The following is a 21,886-nucleotide window of genomic DNA, read 5'->3' as shown; positions in this document are numbered from 1 at the left end:
TCCTCCTTTAAAATGTTTAATCATAAGAGACTCCTTTTATCTTATCTAAATACTTTGAAACTTTAACCGCCGCATGAGCACCTTCCCCGGAAGCAGAGATAACCTGCTTAAGAGAACCGCTCCTCACATCGCCTGCAGTAAAGACTCCCTCTATCGAAGTTTTGAAATTATCTACAGCGATTATATAACCTTCTGAATCTAATTGCAAAAACTCTTTCAAAAACTGGGTATTTGGAGTATAGCCTGCAAAGATAAAAACACCGTCTAAATTTATTCTTTTACTATTTGCGGTCTTTAAATTCTTTATCTGAATAAAACCTACCTTAGAATCGCCGCCTATCTCTTCTATGACACTGTCTAAAACAAACTCCACATTAGTAAGAGCTGCCATCTTATCCTGAAGTACGCCCACAGCTCTCAACCTCTCTCTGCGATGTATGAGATATAACTTCTCTACAAACTTGGAAAGAAATATAGCCTCCTCAACAGCAGAGTCACCCCCGCCTAATACAGCTACTCTCTTACCTTTAAAGAAATTAGCATCACATGTGGCACAATATGAGACACCGCGACCGGTAAAGATATCCTCCCCCTTGATACTTAACCTTCTAGGATAGGCCCCTGCTGCAACTATAACACTCAGTACCTCATAATCAGAAGAAAGAGTTTTAATAATAAGATTACCTTTTCTTTCAATAGCGATAACCTCTTCGCTCTTTATTTCAACGGGGTAAATCTGAAGTTGTTTCTTGAAAAGTTCAGCTAGTTCATATCCGGATATACCTTTAGGAAAACCGGGATAGTTCTCTATATTATCAGTCATAACAATCTGCCCGCCAGGAGATGTCTTTTCAAAACATAGAATATCCAACTTAGAACGAGTGAGATAAAGAGCTGCTGTCATACCGCTAGGACCTAAACCAATAACCGCAACATCCCTCATCTTAAAACCTCCAATTGGTAAGGATGGTGTATTACCATCTGATAAGACCCCTTATATCTTTTAACCATGCCGGATACTCTTATGATCTCACCTTTTAAAACAACTAATTCCTTATTTTTAAAAAAAGGTGAACCCTCTTTGAATATAACAAATTTAAACTCAGAAGGCAAAAGAAAGAACAGAAGCTTCTCGCTATTATAAACATCGATCACTCTCCCTTCAACAGCAATTACCTCCCCTTCATATTCAGATACATCTTTAGGTCCTATTATTTTAAAATCGGACCAAAGACCCTTCCCGCGCTCTTTAGCCTCTTTAAAGACCAAAGATAGCTGGTCCAAGTATTTAAAATTGGGGTACCTTATATCTATAACAGCTAACCCTTCGCTCAATAAAGCCTGATTTATAAAATTATCTTCTAAAAAAACATAACCTAGCAATCTTCCGTATATATCCTTTTTCTCTCTGTCATACTCTATTCTGATATTCTTATTCTTGAGACTGTTCTCACTGAAAAGATAGGCTCTCTCACCCCAGATGCTCTTCTTCTCTTTCCATTCCCCGGCTATATTGATTTTGGTCTCCGGTGTATTTAAGCCAAGAAGCCTGAGCAATCTCCCGCTCTCAAGCAAAATAGTATCTCCATCTATAACCTCTTCAACAAGAGCTACTCTAGGATAATTAATCCGTTGATTAAAATATTGAAATAGAACAAAGAGAGTAGATATTATGACAATGCTTTTAAGATAAATGTTTTTCATCTTTATAATTTTAAAATAACCACCTATTCCAATACAAGAGAATTAAAAGCTGCCGAAAAGATAAACAGATTGACCAGCTCTTCATAAGTTGGTTATAATTCTTTAGATGAAAAAAATAAGAGTTGGTATTATAGGTATAGGACATCTGGGGACGTTTCATAGTAAGATATATTCCCAGCTTCCCGACGTAGAAGTAAAATTCCTTTCTGATGTTGTAGAGGCAAGAGCAAAAAATCTAGCATCTGAATTGAAAGCTGAGTATTCAGACAATTTTAGAGATGGGCTCTTTAAAGTAGACGCAGTAAGCATAGCCACCCCCACCTCGACACACTACTCAATAGCAAAAGAATTTCTGAGTAACGGAGTAGACGTATTGGTAGAAAAACCTATTACAATAAAACTAAAAGAAGCAGAGAACTTAATCGCAATCGCCAAAAAAAAATCACGGATATTACAGGTTGGTCATGTAGAGAGATTTAATAAAGCGCTGACTGCAATAGAGAATATTCCGGGTGAGATTAAATTTATTGAATGCCACAGGATAGGTCCTTTCAGTAAAAGATCGATGGATGTTAGCGTTGTTCTTGATCTTATGATACATGATCTTGATATAATTCTTCAGTTTGTTTCTTCTAAGATAAAGAAGATTGAAGCAACAGGGCTAAAAGTAGTGACCGACCATCCTGATATAGCAAACGCCAGGATAACCTTTAAAAATAAGACTGTCTGTAATATAACATCCTCCCGCATATCCGATGATAGTCTACGCAAAATAAGAATTTTCAAAGAGAACTGCTACATATCTTTAGATTACAGGCATCAAGAAGTTAACATCTACCGTAAGGTTAATGGAGAGATCATAAAAAAACAGATAGAGATAGAAAAAGAGCAACCCTTACAGCTTGAAATCAAGAGCTTTATGGATGCGGTCAAAAAGAGAAATCAACCAGAAGTATCCGGAGAAGATGCAAGACTAGCCTTAAAGACAGCGTTAAAAATAGAACGAATAATCTCCCGCAGCTAATTATGAAGAAAATATTTATTGTAGCAGGTGAGCCCTCAGGGGATTTCCACGGCAGCCTCTTAGTTAATGAGATAAAGAATAGAGACTCTGAGATTCAATTCTATGGATTAGGCGGAGAGAAGATGCGCTCTGCTGGAGTAAATATATATTATGACTTAGCATCCAGCGCGGTAGTCGGTTTTTTTGATGTTATTAAGCATATCTCTTTCTTTAAAAAACTATTTCATGAGATATTAACCAAAATCAAAGAGGAGCAACCAGAGGCTGTTATATTCATAGATTACCCAGGGTTCAATCTTAAACTTGTTAAGGAGGTCAAGAAACTCAATATAAAGACAATATATTACATCAGCCCTCAACTCTGGGCCTGGGGAGAAAAGAGAGTAGAAATTATAAAAAGATATGTCGACAAGATGTTTGTATTTTTTGAATTCGAGAAAAAATTCTACAATAGATTCGGAGTTGAAGTTGAGTTTATAGGCCATCCTTTTCTAGATATAATAAAACCCAAATTAACAGAAGACGCATTTTTAGAAAAATATCAATTAGATAAAAATAGAAGAAGAATATTTCTTATGCCAGGTTCAAGAGAGAATGAGTTTAAAAAACATATATCTGTAATAAAAAAATCTATAGCTGAAATTTCAAAGAAATACGAATTAGATACTTTGCTGCTAATTTCAAAACACTTAAAAAAATATTTAGACCAGGATATCAATAATTCTTTCAAAATAATCACGGATGATACCTACAATGCAATATACCACTCCCATTTAGGGATAGTAGCTTCAGGAACCGCAACTCTTGAAGCTGCGATTATAGGTAATCCATTCCTTGTAATATACAAAACATCGCTCATCAACTATCTGATTCTTAAACCAATGATTAGAGTAAAGCATGTTGGAATGGTCAATTTAATATTAAAAGAAGAGGCAATGCCTGAACTTATTCAATACAAGTTAAGACCCAAAAATCTAACAAAACATCTTGAAAAGATATTACTAAACGAAGATTATTATTTTAGCTTAAAAGAAAAACTTAACGACTTCAAGATCAAGTTGGGAGATAAAGGAGCTGTGGTTAAGGCAGTAAGTTCAATATTGAATTGTATCTCTAATTAGATCTTATTGAAATCCCCTTCTCTTCGAGATATTTTTTAGCCTCTTTGATTGTATATTCACCATAATGAAATATTGAAGCTGCAAGAACGGCATCGCAATCTGTATCATTAAACGCCTGATAGAGATGTTCAAGACTACCAGCACCTCCTGAGGCAATAACAGGAATATTAACCGCAGTCACCACTCTTTTAGTCAACTCTAAATCATACCCGTCTTTAGTCCCGTCTCTATCCATGCTGGTTAAAAGAATTTCACCTGCCCCCAACTCTTCAATCTCCTTCGCCCATCCTATAGCATCCAGCCCAGACGATGTTCTTCCTCCGGTGGTATAGACTTCCCATTTACCCTCTTTCTCTTTTTTAGCATCTATAGCCACAACTACACACTGGCTGCCAAACTCAATGGCTGACTCCTTAACTAATCCTGGATCTTTAACAGCTGCTGTATTAATAGAGACCTTATCGGCTCCGGCTCTAAGAAGTTCTCTAATATCATCAATACTTCTAACTCCGCCTCCAACCGTCAAAGGGATAAAGACCTGTTCGGCTGTTTTTGTTATGACCTCAAGCATAGGACCTCTATTTTCAAAAGAGGCAGCAATATCAAGAAATACTAATTCATCTGCACCTTGACTATTATAAACTTTGGCCTGCTCTACTGGGTCTCCAGCGTCTTTTAGATTAACAAAGTTGATACCTTTAACCACCCGCCCGTCTTTGACATCAAGACAGGGTATTATTCTCTTCGTAAGCATCTCAACCTCCTTTAACTATTTCAACAAAGTTTGAAAATAGAGCTATTCCGGAATCTCCGCTTTTCTCGGGATGAAACTGAACACCATAGATATTATCTTTATTTACAGCTGCAGCAATACTGTTTCCATAATCAACTTTTGCAATAATAATATCTTTATCATCAGGTAAGACAAAATAGGAATGGACAAAGTAAAAATAATCTCTATCTAAAATATTTCTAAACAACCCCGAGCCTTTATTTATTTCCTCCTCCTCTATATGCTCCACTCTATTCCATCCCATATGAGGAACCTTAACCCCTTTAGAGAATCCAATAACCTCTCCAGCTAAAATATCAAGCCCTTTAAAGCTTCCGTGCTCTTCGCTCTCTGTAAAAAGAAGCTGAAGCCCTAAGCATATTCCAAGAAAAGGCACTCTTTCTTTAACTCTCTCTTTTAGAACATCCGCTAAGCCAAAACTTTTAAGATTCTCCATTCCTTTTCCAAAAGCACCTACACCCGGAAAGACAATCGCAGAAGCTCTAGATATAACCCCCCTATCATTGCTTACCTTAACTCTAAAACCTTCTGGTTCAGCAACTCTCTCTAAAGCCTTAGATACGCTGTGTAGATTACCCATATTATAGTCAATTACAACAATATATTGCATGATTTAAGATATTATAAAATAAAATCTAAGTTGACAAGAACAAACAATGAATTTAATATAAAGTAAATGGTACGAAAATTCAACATATTGTCGATAGCATTCCTTTTAGCAGTATATATAGCTCTTCTTAATTTTATAGACTTAATATCTGCTGAACGGGTCAAAGTTGCTAATATTTTAGCAAGCTTAGCTGAAAATAAAATCGAGATACAGAAAAATCTTCATTCAATAGTAGAGAAATTTGATAATTATAGGATTATAAAGATAGATTTCTGGGAATTAGAACCCGACAGCCTAGAGCAGGGTAAATATATTGGCTCTGCTTTATTAAAAAGAGGTAATTTAACAATTGATATCAAAGACGAAAACTTACGCAATATTTTAAACTCTCCATATACTCCAATCGGTGAACTTAGTGAAGAAGGGACAATTAGAGACTGGAAGATAGAATATCAACCTGGCTCGATATCTCATCTTAAATCTATCGCCCAAGAAGCCTGGCGCTGGAACTATCTTTCTAAAACAGAGATTATCTCTCCAAGCAAAAATTAATCAAAAATAACCTAAATAAAAAGCCGGAGAAGGGATTCGAACCCTTGACCTGAGCTTTACGAAAGCCCTGCTCTACCAACTGAGCTACCCCGGCATAATTTAACAGTTATGAATTATAACATAAAAACACTTATAAAATAAGAATTTGAATACTATATAGCTTTAGAAAGAAAACGGTTATTGAATTATATAAAGAGAGGTTTACAAAAGAGTAAAAAATAAAAAATGCCGAGACCCAGAATCGAACTGGGGACGCCAGGATTTTCAGTCCTGCGCTCTACCTACTGAGCTATCTCGGCATAAATTTGAATTATAGCATAAAAGAGGATTTGGGCAAGTGGATTTTAATTCGCCCAGAGATAAGTCTGGTGGCTATTTTTTCGGATAACGGCTAAGATAAAGCATAGACATCTTGGAGCAATAAAATTCTCACTTTTAAATAGAAATAACATTTTCAATCATAAATATCAAAACTTATAAAAATAAATTTAGAATATTAGCTCAGTATTTCTTCTCTATCCGATATATTAGGACTAGAAGAACTCAAAATTCTTTTAGCCTCATCAGCACCTTTTATTCCAGAATAAAGCATAGCTCCAAAAGTAGGCCCCATTCTGGGGACACCATAGACTGAAGCTACGGCCATACCTGTAACAATCAAACCCGGATGAACTTCGCCGGTCTGCTCAACAATTAAATCCTCAGATTTCTCAACCCACATAGATTTTTCACCTTTCATCTCTAATAACCCAAGTTTTGCCAATTGATTTGCTACACATGCATCATGACCAGTAGAATCTATTACCAACCTAGACTCTATTGCAATAGGGTCTATACAACGTACTTGCTTGGGTAGACTTTCTACTGCGGCCCAGTTTATAACTACACCGCCAACTTTGTTATTCTTCTTTAATACAAGATCATCAAACCTGACAAGATTTAATATTTTTAATCCAGCGTCACAAGCACTGGCAATCAAGCGTGAACAAACATGCGGCCCATCTACAGTAAATAGACCAGCCTCTGCCTCTTTATAAGGAACCCCAATCTCTTTTAAAATTCTCTGAGAAGGATCACGGAAAGTGACAGTATTCATGAAGAATCCACCCATCCAGAATCCTCCTCCAAGATAATTGTTAGCCTCTATTAAAAGAGTTTTAAAACCATTTTCAGCCAACCTCTTGCCAGCCATTAATCCAGATGGACCACCGCCAACTATAATGACATCAGACTCTATATAATTAGATAAAAATTCGTTGAATTCCTTAACTATAGCTCGACTTATTTTTGCCTCAGATATGCTACTAAACTTAACCATTGATTTAACCTCCTAAGTTATACACTAACAGTAATATATTACATTCACAATACAAGAAATGGCGGAGGCGAGAGGATTTGAACCCCTGGTCCCGTAAAGGACAACGGTTTTCAAGACCGCCGCATTAGTCCGCTCTGCCACGCCTCCGGACTAAAAGCTATTGTTAAATTGTAATAGAAATAGAGGATTATGCAATGGAAAAGACATCTAAAACTAAAGTATCTATCTTTAAATATTATTAAAATGTTATTTTACCTATTTTTCCATATAAGGACGTAAAACATCAGGAATAGAGATAGAACCGTCTTTCTGCTGGTAAACCTCTAGAAGGCATATTATAATCCTGGCGAAAGCAAGTCCGGAACCGTTGAGAGTATGTACATAAGTTAAAGAGCCATCCTTTCTTCTCATTTTTATATTAGCCCGCCTGGCCTGAAAATCAGTAAAATTAGAGCAGCTTGAGACCTCAAGCCACCTCTCTAATCCCGATGTCCAAGCTTCTAAATCATAGCACTTAGAAGCCGCAAACGATAGATCACCTGTTGAGAGTGCAACAACTCTATATCTTAAACCCAGAAGCTGTAAAACCTCTTCCGCATCTTGAGTTAACTTCTCATGTTCATCCCAAGAAGATTCAGGGGTAGTAAACTTAACCATCTCGACCTTATCAAACTGATGTACTCTAATTAAACCTTTAGTATCTTTACCGTAAGAGCCTGCCTCTTTTCTAAAGCAGGGAGTATAAGCCGTATAATAGATAGGCAGGTCGTCTTCATTCAAAATCTCATCTCTGTGAATATTGGTTAGAGGTACTTCAGCCGTAGGAATTAAGAAGTAATCTTCGCCGTTCAGTTTATACATATCCTCTTCTAACTTAGGCAGTTGACCTGTGCTAATCATACTATCCCTATTGACTAATAATGGAGGCCATACTTCGCAATAGCCATGCTTTTGAGTATGTAAATCTAACATAAAATTCATTAACACCCTGACAAGCTTTGCCCCAAAACCTTTAAATAGAATAAAATTAGATCCTGTTATCTTAGCTGCTCTTGAAAAATCAATAATATCTAAATGTTCGGCTAATTCAATATGAGTTAGAGGCTTAAAATCAAACTTCTTGTCTCCACCCCATTCTCTAACTATTTTATTAAAAGAAGCATCAGGGCCAACAGGAACAGATTGATGCGGAATATTAGGAATATTCAGAAGTAAAACTTTTAATTTATCTTCCCTATCTTTTAAATCTTGTTCTTTAGAACTTATTTTATCGGAGAGCTTTTTTAACTCTTCTAACTTAACATTAATATTTTCACCTCTCTTCTTTAATTCCGGAATCTTCTTGTTCTCCCTGTTATGCTCAGACCTTAAATCATCTATCTCTTTTATAAAAACTCTTCTCTTTTCATCTAAATCTAAAAAATTGCTTATATCGAAATCCATATTACGATTCTTTAAAGACTCTCTTATTAAATTACTATTTTCACGAATAAATTTTGGATCCAACATATATCCTCCCTGTTTTTATCGCAACTAACTACCCTTTAACAACACCAACCGGTCTCATTCTACAAACTTTTTTTGATATTCCCGCCGACACAACAACATCAACCACCTGGTCTATATCTTTATATGCATCAGGCATCTCTTCAATCAATGTCTTCTTGCCTCTAGATAAAACAAATATTCCTCTATCTTTAAGCTCTTTACTAATAGATCTATTCCTGCCTTTTTTAATCGCTTCCGTTCTGGACATAACCCTGCCTGCCCCATGGCAGGTTGAACCAAAACTCTCTCTCATTGCAGATTCAGTTCCAAGCAGAAGATAGGAGGCCGTACCCATATCTCCGGGTATAATCACAGGTTGACCTATATCTTTATATTTTTCCGGTATCTCAGGATGATCAGGTCCGAATGCACGTGTCGCACCTTTTCTGTGAACACATAATATTTTCTTCTTTCCATCTACAATATGTTTTTCGAATTTTGCAATATTATGAGCAACATCATATACTAAATTGAGTCCCAAAGAGTCCCAGCTCTGAGCAAAGACCTTTTCAAAAACAGTCCTTATTAAATAAGTAATATATTGCCGATTAGCCCAGGCATAGTTAGCAGCAGATCTCATAGCCCCGATATAATCTTTCGCTTCCCTAGAATTAATGGGAGCGGAAGCGAGCTGTCTATCTGGAATGCTTATATCGTATTTACTGACTGCTTTAACCATGGTCTTTAAATAATCATCGCAGACCTGGTAACCAAACCCGCGAGAACCGGTATGGATCATTACTGTGACAGCACCTCTCTTTAGTCCTAACCTATCAGCAGAATACTCATCGTATATCTCATCTATCACCTGAATCTCTAAGAAATGATTCCCGGAACCAAGAGTTCCACACTGGTCTCTACCTCTCTCATATGCTCTATCGCTTACTTTATCAGGATCTGCTCCCTCTATCTGACCATTCTCTTCGCAGTATGTTAGATCTTCTTTTACTCCAAATCCTTTCTCAACAGTCCACCTTGCACCCTTTAATAAAAGACTCCTCTCCTCTTTTCTGGACAATCTGACATCACCTTTTGAGCCAACTCCTGCAGGAACAGAGGAATAGATAGATGAAACCAAATTGATAACCTCTTTTTCAATATCCTTATACTCTATATCCGAACGTAAAAGCCTTAAGCCGCAGTTTATATCATACCCAACTCCACCGGGTGAGATAACACCGCCATTGTCAGGATCGGTTGCTGCAACCCCTCCTATTGGAAAACCATAACCCCAGTGGATATCGGGCATGGCCAGAGAGTATTTAACTATCCCAGGAAGATGGGCAACATTGGCAACCTGCTTAAAGGCCTGACTGTCTATAGCTTTATCAAACATATCCTCAGTGGCGTAGACTATCCCCGGAACTCTCATACCTTTCTGATAATCTCTCGGTATACGCCACCTATAATTATCTATTTTCTCTATCTGAGAAGTTATCATTGCAAAAGCTTATTTAAAAACAGCCCCTGTACTGGCAGAGCTAACCAGCTTCGCGTAGCGGGAGAGCCAGCCCTCTTTTACTTTTAACTCTGGACTACGCCATCTCTTTTTTCTCTCTTTTAACTCTTTCTCGGAGATCAAAAGATTTAACTTTCCTTTAGGAATATCAACCTTAATAACATCTCCCTCCTGAATTAAAGCAATAGCACCCCCTTCTTGGGCCTCTGGAGAGATATGTCCGATACAGGGCCCACGGGTACCTCCTGAAAACCTGCCATCAGTTATCAAGGCAACATCATTAGCTAAACCCATACCATATACGGCTGAAGTCGGAGCCAGCATCTCACGCATACCGGGACCGCCCTTAGGTCCTTCATATCTTATAACAACAACCGACCCCTTCTTTATCTTACCGTCTAAAATAGCCTTATTTGCAGCCTCTTCAGAATTAAAAACCCTGGCCTTACCTTTGAATTTAAGCATTTCCTTAGATACCGCCGACTGTTTAACAACCGCACCATCTTGAGCAATATTACCCTTTAATATCGCAATACCACCCTCTTTAGAATAGGCTCTATCTGTTGACCTTATAATATCATCATCAAATATCTCTGCATTATCTAAGATTTTATGAACCATATGACCTGAGGTAGTAATATTGTTTTTGATTAATTTTTTAAGCCTCTTAAGAACAGCCGGTATACCCCCTGCTCTATGTAGATCCTCCATCATGTAATCTCCAGCCGGCCTGAGCTTACAAATATTAGGAGTCTTCTTGCTTATCTGATCAAACCTATCCAGTGATAATTCTACTCCTGCTTCATGCGCAACAGCTTTAAGGTGTAAGACAGTATTTGTCGAACCACCCAAAGCCATATCAACTGCTATAGCATTATCAAACGATTTATTATTCATTATATCTCTTGGCTTTATATCTTTCTTTACAAGCTCCACAACCCTTTCGCCGCTATCTCTTGCAATTCTTACCGCCTCAGCAGACACAGCCGGAGAGGTGGCACAGAGAGGAAGGCTCATTCCTAATGCCTCCGTTAAACAGGCCATTGTATTTGCTGTATACATTCCCTGGCATGAACCAGCTCCAGGACAAGCACGGCACTCTAATTCAGTAAGTTCATCTCTTGATATATTACCTGCTCTATATTGACCTATGGCTTCAAAAGTATCACGGACTAAAGAGAGCCTCTTACCTTTATAATTACCGGCAAGCATGGGCCCGGCCGTAACAATAATCGCAGGTATATTAATTCTGGCAACAGCCATCAGCATACCCGGAGTAATCTTATCGCAATCAGTGAGACAGACAAGACCATCAAGCTGATGAGCATTAGCAGTGCTCTCGATCATATCTGCTATCAATTCACGCGACGGTAAAGAATACCTCATACCGCTATGCCCCATTGCAACACCATCACAGATACCGGGTACACTAAAATAAAAACCCACACCGCCTCCAGAGAACACACCCTGCTCAATTGCACGCTCTAAAACACGCATATTAACATGTCCCGGCACAAGATCAGTAAAACTTGAAACCATCCCTATAAAAGGTTTTCTCCAGGCAGTCTTAGATACTCCTGTTGCATAGAGCAACGCCCTATGCGGAACCCGCTCCACTCCTCTCTTTATTTTATCACTACGCATTCCTACCTCCTTTTGCAAATCTATTATCTAAAAATAACAACAGCTCTAAAATTATAGACAACAAAAAAATAATTTAATAAATTAAACAAGTTAAAGATAGACTCTGTCTTTAGCTTTGCCCAAACTACATAAAACTTCATAAGGGATTGTATTGGATAACTCAGCCAGCTCTTCAATTCTTATCTCTTCAGTCCCCTGTTTTCCTGTAATTACAATCTCATCACCTATCTGAGCCTCTTCGACCTCCCTTAAATCAACGATTATCTGATCCATAGAAATTCTACCTAAAATAGGCACTCTTTTGGACCTCAGAAGAACTGAACCTCTATTTGAAGAACTCCAAGGAATACCCTGATTATAACCTACAGGAATAATGCCTATCTTCATATCCAAAGAAGCTTTATAGGTACAGCAATATCCTATAAAACTCCCCCTTCTTACAGTCTTTATCTCTATAAGGCGGGTTTTAAAGCTCATAGCCTGGGTTATCCTAATTCTATTTTTTACTCCAGAATCAGGGTATACCCCATAAAGAATCAGCCCCGGTCTTACAAAATCATACCAGAGAGAAGGCATGCGTAAAGTTGCAGAACTATTGGCCGCATGAGATATAAAATTATAACCATGGGACTTAAGAAGAGTTCTTGAATGTTGAAATCTCTCTGCCTGCAACCTCGTAAAATCTATATCTTCAGCATGTGCAAAATGAGTAAAGCAGCCTTGAACATCAAGATGGCTGGCTTTAAGAAGAGCCTTTATCAGTCTATTGCTCTCCTCCCACCCTACACCTAATCTAGACATACCAGTATCAATTTTGATATGTACCGGAATTTTAATACCAGCCTGTACGGCTCTTCTTTGAAAAGAATCTAAAAACTCAATGCTATTTATAACCGGAATTATATCCTTCTCTATTATAAAATTTAGATCATCAGCCCCTAAAGGATTAGAGAGGAAGAGAATGGGTTTATCTATGCCGCATTCTTTAATCTCATAGGCTTTATTAAGGCTGGAGACTGCAAAGATATCGACCAGATCTGCCAGGGTTTCTACAACCTCTTTTATTCCATGCTCATAGGCATCACTCTTTACAACAGCAATAATGCCGACTTCTGATTTTAAAAACTTTCTTAAATTTAGGAGATTAGACCTTAAAATATTTAAATCTATCTCTAACCAGCATCTGGAGGATATTCTATTTCTTAGGTCTATCTGCATATTACACCTTTTTTAATTATACTATCTCCTTATCGTACACTCTTTAGGATAAATATAAACGGGCTTTAAATCAAATATATTCTCCCTCTCTCCATTATTCCAATTGTGAAAAGCTGAACTTATCATATATTCAGGCTTTATAGACCAGCTCTCTTTATCTGGAATATTTAAGTTATTCTCTATATGAGGATAAACTTCTCTTAACATATCAACTCCATCTCCCAAAACAATATCCAGATCTTTTAATCTATCTCCAGCTTCTTCTGCAGATATTAGAGCATATTCACTAACTCTTTTAAAGCCATCCCCACTTCTTTTATACTTAGAAAAATAGATATTGCCTCTCTTGCCGTCCATTAAAGAAGCAACAGTATCGCCTTTAAAAGGAGATGCGTTCAAGGCTAATAGATCCAAAGAGTTTAAAGCCACCACGTCTTTATCTAAAGCATAAGCAAGAGCCTTAACTGCTGTAACAGCTATCCTTATTCCAGTAAAGGAACCTGGACCTACAACAGCAGCAAAACAACTTAGATCTTCAACTGCTATCCCTCTCTTCTCTAATACCGCATTAATATATTTATATAACAAGGCTGTATGCTTACGAGGATTTTCCAGTGATAGGCTGGAGACCAGCTCGCCATCTTTACCCAATCCGATATTCAACCGATCTGAAGAAGCATCTATCCCAAGAATAAACATCTTAATTAAAAAGTTATCTCCTTTAAAAATTTTACGTTATCTGTATCAACCTCTACTAACCGCTGCCTATCTTCGGATAGAAGAACTATCTTTACCGAAACATCCAGAATTAAAACGCCTTTGGTTTTTTCCGCCCATTCTACAAGAACGACATTCTCTCTGGAAATGTAATCATCCCAATCAATTTCAAATATTTCAGCTTTATTGGTCAATCTATAAAGATCCATATGAACAACAGGGAACCTGGCTTTATATTCCTGGGCTAAAACAAAAGAAGCGCTAACTACATTTTTGGGCTCATATCCTAATCCTGCCAGAATACCTTTTACAAGAACGGTCTTACCCGCACCCAGCTCTCCCTCAAAACCGACCACTACCCCAGGAGAGATAGAGTTCGCCATATTCTTGCCTAAATTAAAAGTCTCCTGCTCAGAATTAGTATAAATCTTTTTACTTGAAATGGTCATAACCCCCTACTTTAACCTCTCTCACCCGTCCTGCCTCCTGAATAAGGATTCTATCTCTCTTTCCTATAATATTGCCTATAGACCTGACTTTAAGACCGCAACCTGGAATAGAGCCTGGAATATTACTCTTCTTTGAAGCGGTAAACAATAATTCGAAATCTTCCCCCTCTTTGACTGCACTGCTAAAGCTGGCTGCTCCTGTTGACAAAGGAATCAATCTTTTATCTAAGATAGCACCTTTATTAGAAGCCCTGCATAATCTACTAAGATCTAAAATCAAGCCATCTGTTACATCTATCATAGAATTTATCTTGAAATTACGACTCAACCATTGAGCCTCTTTCAATCTTGGATTAAATTTATAATGCTTAGAAGAAGAGGTAGCTCCGCCAATAGTACCTGTAACATAGATAGTATCGCCAGTCTTAGCCCCGGATCGAGTCAATAGACGACCACTCTTAACCTTGCCTATCATAGCAACAGCCAAAAAAAGAGAGCTGCTCTTAACCGTATCACCGCCCACTATTTTTATGCCATACCTTTCGGCTATATTCTTAATACCCTTATAGATGTTGGATACAAAACTTTTATCCAGTCTTTTAATTCCAAGATTGACCACCGCATAGAGAGGCTCCCCTCCCATAGCAGCTATATCTGATATATTAACCGCCATAGCCTTACGGCCTATATAATACGGGCTTAATCTATCCTTTACAAAATGTCTGCCTTCAATAATGGTATCGGTTGTAAAGAGAAGATTCTCACCCTCCTTATATGGTAATACCGCAGCATCATCTCCTATACCTATTAAACCTCTATCATCTTTAAACAATGAAGTTAATAAGGTTACCAATCTATCCTCATCCATTTAGCACCTTCTTGATTCTCTCTTTAAAAGGTCTCTCTATTATTCCTTTCTCAGTTATTATGGCAGTTATAAATTCAGACTCGGTTATATCGAAAGCCGGATTTTCAACTCTAGTACCGGAAGGCGCAACTCTAACCCCGGATATCTTAAGAACCTCATCAGAACCTCTTCTTTCAATGGGAATATCCTCTCCTCTATCCAGAGATAAGTCGAAACTGGTTGAAGGAGCAACAACATAGAAAGGTAATTTATGTATCCCTGCAAGTCTGGCTAAAGAATAAGTACCGATCTTATTGGCAAAATCACCGTTCTTAACTATTCTGTCGGCTCCGACAAACACTTTGTCTATCTTCTTCTCTTTCATTAAAAACCCGGCCATGCTATCGGTAATTAATTTATAATCTATACCTGCCTCTTTTAATTCCCAGCAAGTCAACCTCCCGCCTTGAAGCAGAGGCCTTGTCTCATCTACATAGACGGAAAAATTCTTTCCTCTCTCTTTAGCGCTGAAGAATACAGCCAGAGCCGTACCATAGCCCCCTGTTGCAAGTCCACCAGCATTACAATGCGTTAGAACGTTATCCTCATCTTCTATTAGCTCAGAACCTAAATCTCCTATTCTGTAAGATTGCTCTAGATCCTCTTTCCATATAGATAGTGCATCATTCTCTATAATATCTATCAATTCAATTAAATTTCTATCTCTATTCTTATTGAAAACTTCTTTAATTCTTCTTAACGCCCAGTGTAGATTTACCGCTGTGGGCCGAGATTTAGATAATATCTCTATTGCACTATCAATCTGCCTCTCTAGCCCTGCAATATCTCTGGGCATGTCAGACTTTATCTTTAGAACTACCCCGAAAGCAGCAACAATCCCTATTAGAGGTGCACCTCTAATATACATCTTTCTAATTAGATTAAAGACATCCTCTATGTTATTTGCGCTCACCCAAAATATCTTATCAGGAAGCAGCCTCTGATCTAAAACCTCAAGACAGCTTCCATCCCATTTTAAATGTTCTATATGAAAACTCTTACCGTAGAAATCTTTAAAATCCATCATATCCCTACATATCTCCTCCAGAGAAATATCAATAGCAATATAAAACCATTATGCAGAACATGCACGAATATAGAGCACCATAGAGAACCCGTCTTCTCATAAAGATATACAAATAGAAAAGCTAAAGCCAGTATGGGAAAAAAACCTATGATATTCATATGGAGAAACGCAAACAATAAAGATGAGATTACGAGCGCCTGTAATCCCCCTATTGACTTTTTTAAAACGGTGTATAGCAGACCTCTAAAAAACAGTTCTTCAACAAAAGGCCCGATTAAAATGACAAAGAGAGAGGTCAAAGTTAGAACAAGAGGGTTCTTTTCAAAAAGAAGAAAAAAGAATATCAACTGCGGAGAACTTGCTTTCTCATACTTGCCCAAAAATGCCAAACTTAAAACCATAACTATAAAGAGCAGAGGGATAAAAGAAAGATAGCTTGATAGTGCTATTTTAAGAGAATAAAGCATCTTTTTAAGCCCTATACCTACTGCAGACAGACCCTGCCCGAAATACTTCTTAAGCCAGTATAAAATTAGAACGAATATTGTAACATCTAAAGCAAATGAGTTAAAAAGATTAAAGACTATATACTCTCTTTCGGTCGATATTTTCATAAAAAATCCCAGCAACTCATCTGAGACAGAGAAAATCTGAAGCCAGAATATAACCCAAACCAATATCTTAAGAAAATCTTTTAAACTCCAGAGAGGAGAAGGAGAGAAATTGGATCTCTTTATAAGAGGTTTTAAAGTCAATGCTCTATAAATTTGGATTAAGAACATAACCATAGAGATAAAAGCGAATATCAAAAATATCAAAAAAAGCGGAGAACCAAAAATAGTTTCTAAATTTAAAAACTTCTCTTCGTTTAAAGCCAGCCTCTCTTCCCACACCTGCTTTAAAGCTAAAGCCTTGGAGTATAACTGACCAAGACATATTCTCCTTGGGATAGCTGCTTCAAAGAGAGATATTACAAATGTAGAGAAGAGTATAAAGATATAAAAACCAAACTCATCGACAAAATCTTTTAAACCTTTCTTAAAATCCATAATAATCAGGCTTTAATCAAATTATAGGCCCTTACTCTGCATTTAACTCCCAAATCATCAGTTATTTTCCTGGCTTTTTCAAGGGAGAACCCCTCTATATCTAAAAAACTTACTTCTACCCAAGGTATATATTTTTTTGACTCTTTAATAAAATCTATCACTCTGTTAAAAGTATCATCTCCAAAATCGGGATTACAGAAAGAATTATACTTATCTTTATCCTCGACATTCAGACTGATAGATATGCTGTCGATACAGCCTTTAAGTTCGGGCAAGAGATTTCTTTTTGAGATTAAATTACCGCATCCATTAGTAATAACGCGGACTCTATAACCCTTGCTTTTTAAACCCTTAGCTATCTCTTTTAACTCTCTAAACTTAAAGAAAGGTTCTCCTATGCCGCAAAAAGCAACTTCATCAAATCCTTTCTCTTTTTCAATAGCCCTTAAAACCTCGCCTATTTTAGGTTCTCTCTTAAGTCTTAAATTATGCCCCGCAAAATAATCACTGACCAAACCGCTGCAAAAATAACACCTGTTGCTGCATCTATTTGTAAGGTTTATATATAGACCATCCTTATATCTATACAGATACTTGGGTTCTCTCTTGATGCTCCCTATACCGAACACCCTCTTAGAATTTAATGCTAGAGACCGCCTGAGATCTTCTTCAGTTACCGATCTCTCTTTTAAAACAATATCTAAAGAATCTTTTAAAAATGCAGGTTCATTTCTACCGCCTCTCCTTGTTAAAGGCGCAAGATAGGGAGAGTCTGTCTCAAGCAATAGTCTATCCAATGGTGTATGCTTAATAAGTTTTTTTAAATCTCGATTAAACGTCAGATTGGTAGCATAGGATATATAGAAACCTCTCTTTAGACACTTTTTTAAAAAATCAATATCTCCGGAGAAACAATGCATAATAACCTTAGGCGAAAATCTTTTTATGTTATCCAGGACTGATAATATATCCTCATCAGCATCTCTATTATGTATAACAAGCGGAAGATGGTTAAAATCCTGCCATAGTCCAAGCAGTCTCTCCAACATTGATATCTGGTTCTTAGAAGTTGAACTCTTCCTGTAGTAATCAAGGCCTATCTCCCCAAAAGCAACAACCTTCTTTCTCCTGAGCAGCTTCTTTAAAATCAGCAGATCTCTATCTTTAAAAGATTTTACATTATGCGGGTGAGACCCTACAGCAGCATAGATATTCTTGAACTTTCTTGCAATAGAGAGGGATTTAAGAGAGGTATCTAAATCAACGCCTAATACAACTATGTATTCAACACTCTTTTCTTTAGCTCTATTGACCACTCTTTTTAAATCAAATTTAAACTCCGGATGCCAGAGATGAGAATGAGTATCGACAAGATACATTTATTACTTTTCTACCTCTATCCTGGGAAATAGAGGCTCTCCTTTTTCAACAATCTGATTAAAAGGGATTTTGCCCCATAATGATATTTCAGAATAACTATGTTCTTCAACCTTATCCTTATACCCGAAATAAGACCATGCCTTCTGAGTAGATGCCGGAATAAAAGGAGTAAGTGCTACCAAAACAATCCTTATTACATCAGAGAGAGTATATATAACATAGGCAAGCTCATCGGGGTCTTCTTTTTTAAGCTTCCAGGGGGCTTTTAACTCGATATATTTATTTGCTGCACTTATTAACTCCCATATAGTCTCTAAAACATTCTGATAATCAACTCTCTTCATGAACTCTTCAATCTTTTCATAGATTGACGCAATTTTAGAAGAGAAAGACTCATCGCAGTTATCAAAAGCTCTCTCGTTTTTCGGAATAATACCGTCATAATATTTTACTATCATATTCAAAGTTCTGAAAATAAGATTTCCGAAGTCATTAGCCAAGTCCGAGTTGACCCGTTTTATAAAACTGCTTTCTGAAAAGTTCCCATCCATTCCAAAAGGAACCTCTCTAAGTAAAAAATACCTCAAAGCATCAGTGCTATATTTATTGACCAACTCCCTGGGATCAACCACATTACCCTTTGATTTAGATATCTTATCAATACTCTTTTCCTTCTCTACTAACCACCAACCATGAGAGAATACCATCTTAGGAAGTTCCAACCCTAACATATGCAGCATTATCGGCCAATAGACAGCATGGTAACGCAAAATATCCTTTGCCATAAATTGCACATCTGCAGGCCAAATACTCTCGAAATTATCATCTTCTCTTAAAAAACCTGGGGCTGTTATATAGTTAAGCAGAGCCTCAAACCAGACATAAGTAACATAATCGTTATCAAAGGGGATAGCTATTCCCCATGAAACCCTCTCTTTAGGGCGGGAGATGCATAGATCCGCCAATGGGTTTTCAAGAAAAGAGATAACCTCATTAAAACGTGACTGAGGCAAGATAAAACCTTTATTGTCTTGCAGGTAGTTTTTAAGCCAATCTCTATGCTCTGACATTTTTAAAAAATAGTTTTTCTCGGTTATAAATTCTAACTCTCTTCCACAGTCAGGGCAAAGCTTGTTCTCAACCTGAGACTCTATCCAGAAAGTCTCACAGGGCATGCAATACCAACCTTCGTAGTTTGATTCATAGATATACCCCTCCTTATAAAGAGAGCCGAGAATTTTCTTGACCGTCTCTTCATGGCGAAACTCTGTTGTACGAATAAAATCATCGTAAGATATATTTAAAATACCCCAGAGGTCAATAAACTTATTTACTATTGAGTCACAGAAAACCTTAACATCATCCGAACCTGACTCTTTGGCTGCTCTCTCAATCTTCTGGCCATGCTCATCGGTGCCAGTCAAAAAATATACGCTCTCTCCCTTCATCCTCATATAACGAGCTAAAACATCTGCTGCTACATTGGTATAGGAGTGACCGATATGAGGCTCTCCATTTACATAATAGAGCGGAGTGGTTATGCAGAATTTCTTATTTTTCATTTTTAGAAACAGGCTTTTTATCTCTAAAGTCTATCTTCTTAATCCTTCCGTCTTCACATTCAACCTTGGTAAATCCTGTAATATAATTTACATCTATGACCTTGGCCTTACCGTCTTCTAAATCTATTTTCTGTCCTATCTTAGGCATTGTTTTTAGTGCCTGATCGTAGAACTTTTTCTCAAAACCTAAACAACACATCAGCCTCCCGCAGACACCGGATATCTTACTCGGATTCATGGGAAGGTTTTGCTCTTTAGCAAACTTAACAGTGACAGGAGAAAACATTTTTAAAAATGAAGCACAACAGAGCGGTCTGCCGCAAACACCGTAACCACCCAATATCTTAGCTTCATCTCTAACACCTATCTGTCTAAGCTCTATGCGGGTTTTGAATATTTTGGCCAGATCACGCACGAGGGAGCGGAAATCTATCCTCTCCTCAGCTGTAAAATAGAAAATTATCTTTGTCCTGTCAAACGCATACTCTGCTCCAACAAGTTTCATCTCCAGCTTATGTTGGCGTAATTTTCTTTCAAATATTCTGACAGCACTTCTGGATTTTCTCTCATTTCTTTTTATTTGCAGAAAGTCTTCCCTGGTTGCTTTTCTTATAACCTTATAAGCTCCTTTTATATCTTTATCACTACTCATCTGATGGGGGTCGGAAATAACCTCACCGTAATCATAGCCTCTCTCTACCTGAAGAATAACGATATCTCCGGCTAAGAGAGGGATATCTTCGCAAAAGCCATTTATTGCATTGCCTGCTTCTCTTAAACGCACATTAACTGTGTATTTCACTTTTAAGCTCAACCTCCTTATATAAATTTCTAACTACTTTATAGATAAAATCCGGATTTACGTTTGAACCTAACGCACTGTAAAGATACTCCAATTTATCTATTTTTTCAATTAAATCTTTGGACTCAATATTTATAACCTTATCTCTATTGTCTAAACTTGGAAAAACTGATAGAGAATCGACTTCATTGACTATACACAGAATATCTCTAATATAAAGAATCAGAATTCTAATCTTATCTTTTAACCTCTCCCTCTGCTGATGCAAAAGGTTTTTATCTCCTCTCTCTTTAAACCGCGGGAAGCGGAAAAACTCTTTTAAAGTTGTCTCAATACCGGTTAAATCTATGCCCTCTAAATCGAAATCTAATCCGCCTTCAGAGAGAGCCGATATTCTTGCTGATTCCTCTATAGTCAATTCAAACTTATCTCTCAGCAGTATCCCTATAGTCTTCTTACTTAAGGGTCTAAATTTCAACTCTTTACAGCGGGATTTTATAGTAGCAATGAGAGCACCCGGCCTTGAACTAACCAGGATAATAACAGAATCTAAAGGAGGTTCTTCAAGGCTTTTAAGAAATGCATTGGCTGACTCAATATTCATCTTCTCAGCCTGATCTATTATAAAAAACTTCTTTCTCGCATTTGCGGGAGAGAGATTCAAGAACCTCTGCAACTCTCTTATCATATCAATGGTTATCTCACCGGATTTCTCTGCTGGACGAACAATATAAAAGTCGGGATGAAATTCTCTCTCTATCTGAACACAGTTCTGACAAACGGAACAGCTATCTCCAGCACTTTGTAAACAATTAACAGATTTAGAGAACTCTTTAGCGATAGAGAACTTGCCGACCCCTTTTAATCCTGAAAATATAAAGCTGCCTGATACTTGATCTAACTCTATATAAGACCTAAGTATAGAGATTATCTTATCTTGATCTAAAAATCTATCCCAAGCCATCCGTTTATTATACTCTAAATAGCTTCAAGATTGGAGTT

The 21,886-nt window shown here is 37.3% G+C and carries 21 protein-coding genes and 3 tRNA genes; 3 read left to right on the top strand and 21 right to left on the bottom strand.

Annotation, left to right across the window (positions count from 1 at the left end; translation table 11 throughout):
• Positions 1–16: 16 nt before the first annotated feature.
• Positions 17–943 (bottom strand): thioredoxin-disulfide reductase, encoded by a 927-nt coding sequence (gene trxB, locus P9L98_03630; GenBank protein ID MDP8216391.1) that lies wholly within the window; start codon positions 941–943, stop codon positions 17–19.
• A complete protein-coding gene (locus P9L98_03625; GenBank protein ID MDP8216390.1) occupies positions 940–1,704 on the bottom strand; it encodes a thermonuclease family protein in 765 nt (254 codons plus the stop codon). The genes trxB and P9L98_03625 overlap by 4 nt, the downstream gene beginning before the upstream one ends.
• Before the next feature lie 106 nt (positions 1,705–1,810).
• On the opposite strand from P9L98_03625, the gene P9L98_03620 reads away from it, so the two are divergent.
• Both P9L98_03620 and lpxB read left to right on the top strand, forming a co-directional pair.
• The gene (locus tag P9L98_03620) at positions 1,811–2,728 is read left to right on the top strand and encodes a Gfo/Idh/MocA family oxidoreductase (GenBank protein ID MDP8216389.1); all 918 of its coding nucleotides are present in this window, start codon (positions 1,811–1,813) and stop codon (positions 2,726–2,728) included.
• Positions 2,729–2,730: 2 nt separating this feature from the next.
• Complete coding sequence (gene lpxB / locus P9L98_03615) at positions 2,731–3,849, top strand: lipid-A-disaccharide synthase (protein MDP8216388.1); 1,119 nt, start codon at positions 2,731–2,733, stop codon at positions 3,847–3,849.
• Here the strand turns inward: lpxB and hisF are convergent.
• Both hisF and hisH read right to left on the bottom strand, forming a co-directional pair.
• Positions 3,842–4,603, bottom strand: a complete 762-nt coding sequence (hisF, locus tag P9L98_03610) for an imidazole glycerol phosphate synthase subunit HisF (protein ID MDP8216387.1) — start codon at positions 4,601–4,603, stop codon at positions 3,842–3,844. The genes lpxB and hisF overlap by 8 nt on opposite strands.
• Before the next feature lies 1 nt (position 4,604).
• Positions 4,605–5,252, bottom strand: a complete 648-nt coding sequence (hisH, locus tag P9L98_03605; GenBank protein MDP8216386.1) for an imidazole glycerol phosphate synthase subunit HisH — start codon at positions 5,250–5,252, stop codon at positions 4,605–4,607.
• A gap of 66 nt (positions 5,253–5,318) precedes the next feature.
• On the opposite strand from hisH, the gene P9L98_03600 reads away from it, so the two are divergent.
• The gene (locus P9L98_03600) at positions 5,319–5,804 is read left to right on the top strand and encodes a hypothetical protein (protein MDP8216385.1); all 486 of its coding nucleotides are present in this window, start codon (positions 5,319–5,321) and stop codon (positions 5,802–5,804) included.
• A 21-nt stretch (positions 5,805–5,825) separates the two neighbouring features.
• Here P9L98_03600 and P9L98_03595 read toward each other — a convergent pair.
• The 17 genes from P9L98_03595 to P9L98_03515 all read right to left on the bottom strand — a co-directional run bounded on the left by P9L98_03595 (position 5,826) and on the right by P9L98_03515 (position 21,848).
• Positions 5,826–5,898: transfer RNA gene (locus P9L98_03595), tRNA-Thr, on the bottom strand.
• Positions 5,899–6,030: 132 nt separating this feature from the next.
• Positions 6,031–6,103: transfer RNA gene (locus P9L98_03590), tRNA-Phe, on the bottom strand.
• Between the two features lie 197 nt (positions 6,104–6,300).
• The gene (locus P9L98_03585) at positions 6,301–7,122 is read right to left on the bottom strand and encodes a sulfide-dependent adenosine diphosphate thiazole synthase (GenBank protein MDP8216384.1); all 822 of its coding nucleotides are present in this window, start codon (positions 7,120–7,122) and stop codon (positions 6,301–6,303) included.
• 59 nt (positions 7,123–7,181) lie between these two features.
• Positions 7,182–7,269 (bottom strand) — tRNA-Ser (locus P9L98_03580).
• A gap of 108 nt (positions 7,270–7,377) precedes the next feature.
• Positions 7,378–8,631 (bottom strand): serine--tRNA ligase, encoded by a 1,254-nt coding sequence (gene serS / locus P9L98_03575; protein ID MDP8216383.1) that lies wholly within the window; start codon positions 8,629–8,631, stop codon positions 7,378–7,380.
• A gap of 28 nt (positions 8,632–8,659) precedes the next feature.
• Complete coding sequence (locus P9L98_03570; GenBank protein ID MDP8216382.1) at positions 8,660–10,111, bottom strand: RtcB family protein; 1,452 nt, start codon at positions 10,109–10,111, stop codon at positions 8,660–8,662.
• 9 nt (positions 10,112–10,120) lie between these two features.
• Positions 10,121–11,773, bottom strand: a complete 1,653-nt coding sequence (gene ilvD / locus P9L98_03565) for a dihydroxy-acid dehydratase (GenBank protein ID MDP8216381.1) — start codon at positions 11,771–11,773, stop codon at positions 10,121–10,123.
• Between the two features lie 90 nt (positions 11,774–11,863).
• Positions 11,864–12,991: an alanine racemase gene (gene alr, locus P9L98_03560; GenBank protein ID MDP8216380.1), complete on the bottom strand. Its 1,128-nt coding sequence runs from the start codon at positions 12,989–12,991 to the stop codon at positions 11,864–11,866.
• 21 nt (positions 12,992–13,012) lie between these two features.
• A complete protein-coding gene (tsaB, locus tag P9L98_03555) occupies positions 13,013–13,690 on the bottom strand; it encodes a tRNA (adenosine(37)-N6)-threonylcarbamoyltransferase complex dimerization subunit type 1 TsaB (protein MDP8216379.1) in 678 nt (225 codons plus the stop codon).
• A 5-nt stretch (positions 13,691–13,695) separates the two neighbouring features.
• The gene (tsaE, locus tag P9L98_03550) at positions 13,696–14,157 is read right to left on the bottom strand and encodes a tRNA (adenosine(37)-N6)-threonylcarbamoyltransferase complex ATPase subunit type 1 TsaE (GenBank protein MDP8216378.1); all 462 of its coding nucleotides are present in this window, start codon (positions 14,155–14,157) and stop codon (positions 13,696–13,698) included.
• On the bottom strand, positions 14,141–15,025 hold the full coding sequence (gene thiL / locus P9L98_03545; GenBank protein MDP8216377.1) for a thiamine-phosphate kinase: 885 nt from the start codon (positions 15,023–15,025) through the stop codon (positions 14,141–14,143). Before thiL ends, tsaE begins: the two co-directional genes overlap by 17 nt.
• Positions 15,018–16,091, bottom strand: coding sequence for an S-methyl-5-thioribose-1-phosphate isomerase (gene mtnA, locus P9L98_03540; protein ID MDP8216376.1), 1,074 nt, complete (start codon positions 16,089–16,091; stop codon positions 15,018–15,020). Before mtnA ends, thiL begins: the two co-directional genes overlap by 8 nt.
• Positions 16,088–17,140 (bottom strand): type II CAAX endopeptidase family protein, encoded by a 1,053-nt coding sequence (locus P9L98_03535; protein MDP8216375.1) that lies wholly within the window; start codon positions 17,138–17,140, stop codon positions 16,088–16,090. The genes mtnA and P9L98_03535 overlap by 4 nt, the downstream gene beginning before the upstream one ends.
• A 5-nt stretch (positions 17,141–17,145) precedes the next feature.
• A complete protein-coding gene (locus tag P9L98_03530; GenBank protein MDP8216374.1) occupies positions 17,146–18,519 on the bottom strand; it encodes a YchF/TatD family DNA exonuclease in 1,374 nt (457 codons plus the stop codon).
• Positions 18,520–18,522: 3 nt separating this feature from the next.
• Positions 18,523–20,082, bottom strand: a complete 1,560-nt coding sequence (metG, locus tag P9L98_03525) for a methionine--tRNA ligase (protein MDP8216373.1) — start codon at positions 20,080–20,082, stop codon at positions 18,523–18,525.
• A complete protein-coding gene (locus P9L98_03520; GenBank protein MDP8216372.1) occupies positions 20,072–20,884 on the bottom strand; it encodes a stage 0 sporulation family protein in 813 nt (270 codons plus the stop codon). Before P9L98_03520 ends, metG begins: the two co-directional genes overlap by 11 nt.
• On the bottom strand, positions 20,868–21,848 hold the full coding sequence (locus tag P9L98_03515) for a DNA polymerase III subunit delta' (protein MDP8216371.1): 981 nt from the start codon (positions 21,846–21,848) through the stop codon (positions 20,868–20,870). Before P9L98_03515 ends, P9L98_03520 begins: the two co-directional genes overlap by 17 nt.
• Between the last annotated feature and the right edge of the window lie 38 nt (positions 21,849–21,886).

It is taken from the genome of Candidatus Kaelpia imicola (genome assembly GCA_030765505.1).
GTDB lineage: Bacteria > Omnitrophota > Gorgyraeia > Kaelpiales > Kaelpiaceae > Kaelpia > Kaelpia imicola.
Note: the sequence above shows the minus strand (reverse complement) of the source record. Positions and strands in the feature narration are given on the sequence as shown.

What these genes read in the sequence shown, in the direction of transcription:
- thiL (MDP8216377.1), bottom strand. Translation starts at nt 15,025, where the DNA reads ATGGATGAGGATAGATTGGTAACCTTATTAACTTCATTGTTTAAAGAT.
- mtnA (MDP8216376.1), bottom strand. Translation starts at nt 16,091, where the DNA reads ATGATGGATTTTAAAGATTTCTACGGTAAGAGTTTTCATATAGAACAT.
- P9L98_03620 (MDP8216389.1), top strand. Translation starts at nt 1,811, where the DNA reads ATGAAAAAAATAAGAGTTGGTATTATAGGTATAGGACATCTGGGGACG.
- P9L98_03515 (MDP8216371.1), bottom strand. Translation starts at nt 21,848, where the DNA reads ATGGCTTGGGATAGATTTTTAGATCAAGATAAGATAATCTCTATACTT.
- ilvD (MDP8216381.1), bottom strand. Translation starts at nt 11,773, where the DNA reads ATGCGTAGTGATAAAATAAAGAGAGGAGTGGAGCGGGTTCCGCATAGG.
- P9L98_03625 (MDP8216390.1), bottom strand. Translation starts at nt 1,704, where the DNA reads ATGAAAAACATTTATCTTAAAAGCATTGTCATAATATCTACTCTCTTT.
- P9L98_03570 (MDP8216382.1), bottom strand. Translation starts at nt 10,111, where the DNA reads ATGATAACTTCTCAGATAGAGAAAATAGATAATTATAGGTGGCGTATA.
- P9L98_03530 (MDP8216374.1), bottom strand. Translation starts at nt 18,519, where the DNA reads ATGTATCTTGTCGATACTCATTCTCATCTCTGGCATCCGGAGTTTAAA.
- tsaB (MDP8216379.1), bottom strand. Translation starts at nt 13,690, where the DNA reads ATGTTTATTCTTGGGATAGATGCTTCTTCAGATCGGTTGAATATCGGA.
- serS (MDP8216383.1), bottom strand. Translation starts at nt 8,631, where the DNA reads ATGTTGGATCCAAAATTTATTCGTGAAAATAGTAATTTAATAAGAGAG.
- P9L98_03600 (MDP8216385.1), top strand. Translation starts at nt 5,319, where the DNA reads ATGGTACGAAAATTCAACATATTGTCGATAGCATTCCTTTTAGCAGTA.
- P9L98_03535 (MDP8216375.1), bottom strand. Translation starts at nt 17,140, where the DNA reads ATGGATTTTAAGAAAGGTTTAAAAGATTTTGTCGATGAGTTTGGTTTT.
- P9L98_03585 (MDP8216384.1), bottom strand. Translation starts at nt 7,122, where the DNA reads ATGGTTAAGTTTAGTAGCATATCTGAGGCAAAAATAAGTCGAGCTATA.
- alr (MDP8216380.1), bottom strand. Translation starts at nt 12,991, where the DNA reads ATGCAGATAGACCTAAGAAATAGAATATCCTCCAGATGCTGGTTAGAG.
- tsaE (MDP8216378.1), bottom strand. Translation starts at nt 14,157, where the DNA reads ATGACCATTTCAAGTAAAAAGATTTATACTAATTCTGAGCAGGAGACT.
- trxB (MDP8216391.1), bottom strand. Translation starts at nt 943, where the DNA reads ATGAGGGATGTTGCGGTTATTGGTTTAGGTCCTAGCGGTATGACAGCA.
- hisF (MDP8216387.1), bottom strand. Translation starts at nt 4,603, where the DNA reads ATGCTTACGAAGAGAATAATACCCTGTCTTGATGTCAAAGACGGGCGG.
- metG (MDP8216373.1), bottom strand. Translation starts at nt 20,082, where the DNA reads ATGAAAAATAAGAAATTCTGCATAACCACTCCGCTCTATTATGTAAAT.
- hisH (MDP8216386.1), bottom strand. Translation starts at nt 5,252, where the DNA reads ATGCAATATATTGTTGTAATTGACTATAATATGGGTAATCTACACAGC.
- lpxB (MDP8216388.1), top strand. Translation starts at nt 2,731, where the DNA reads ATGAAGAAAATATTTATTGTAGCAGGTGAGCCCTCAGGGGATTTCCAC.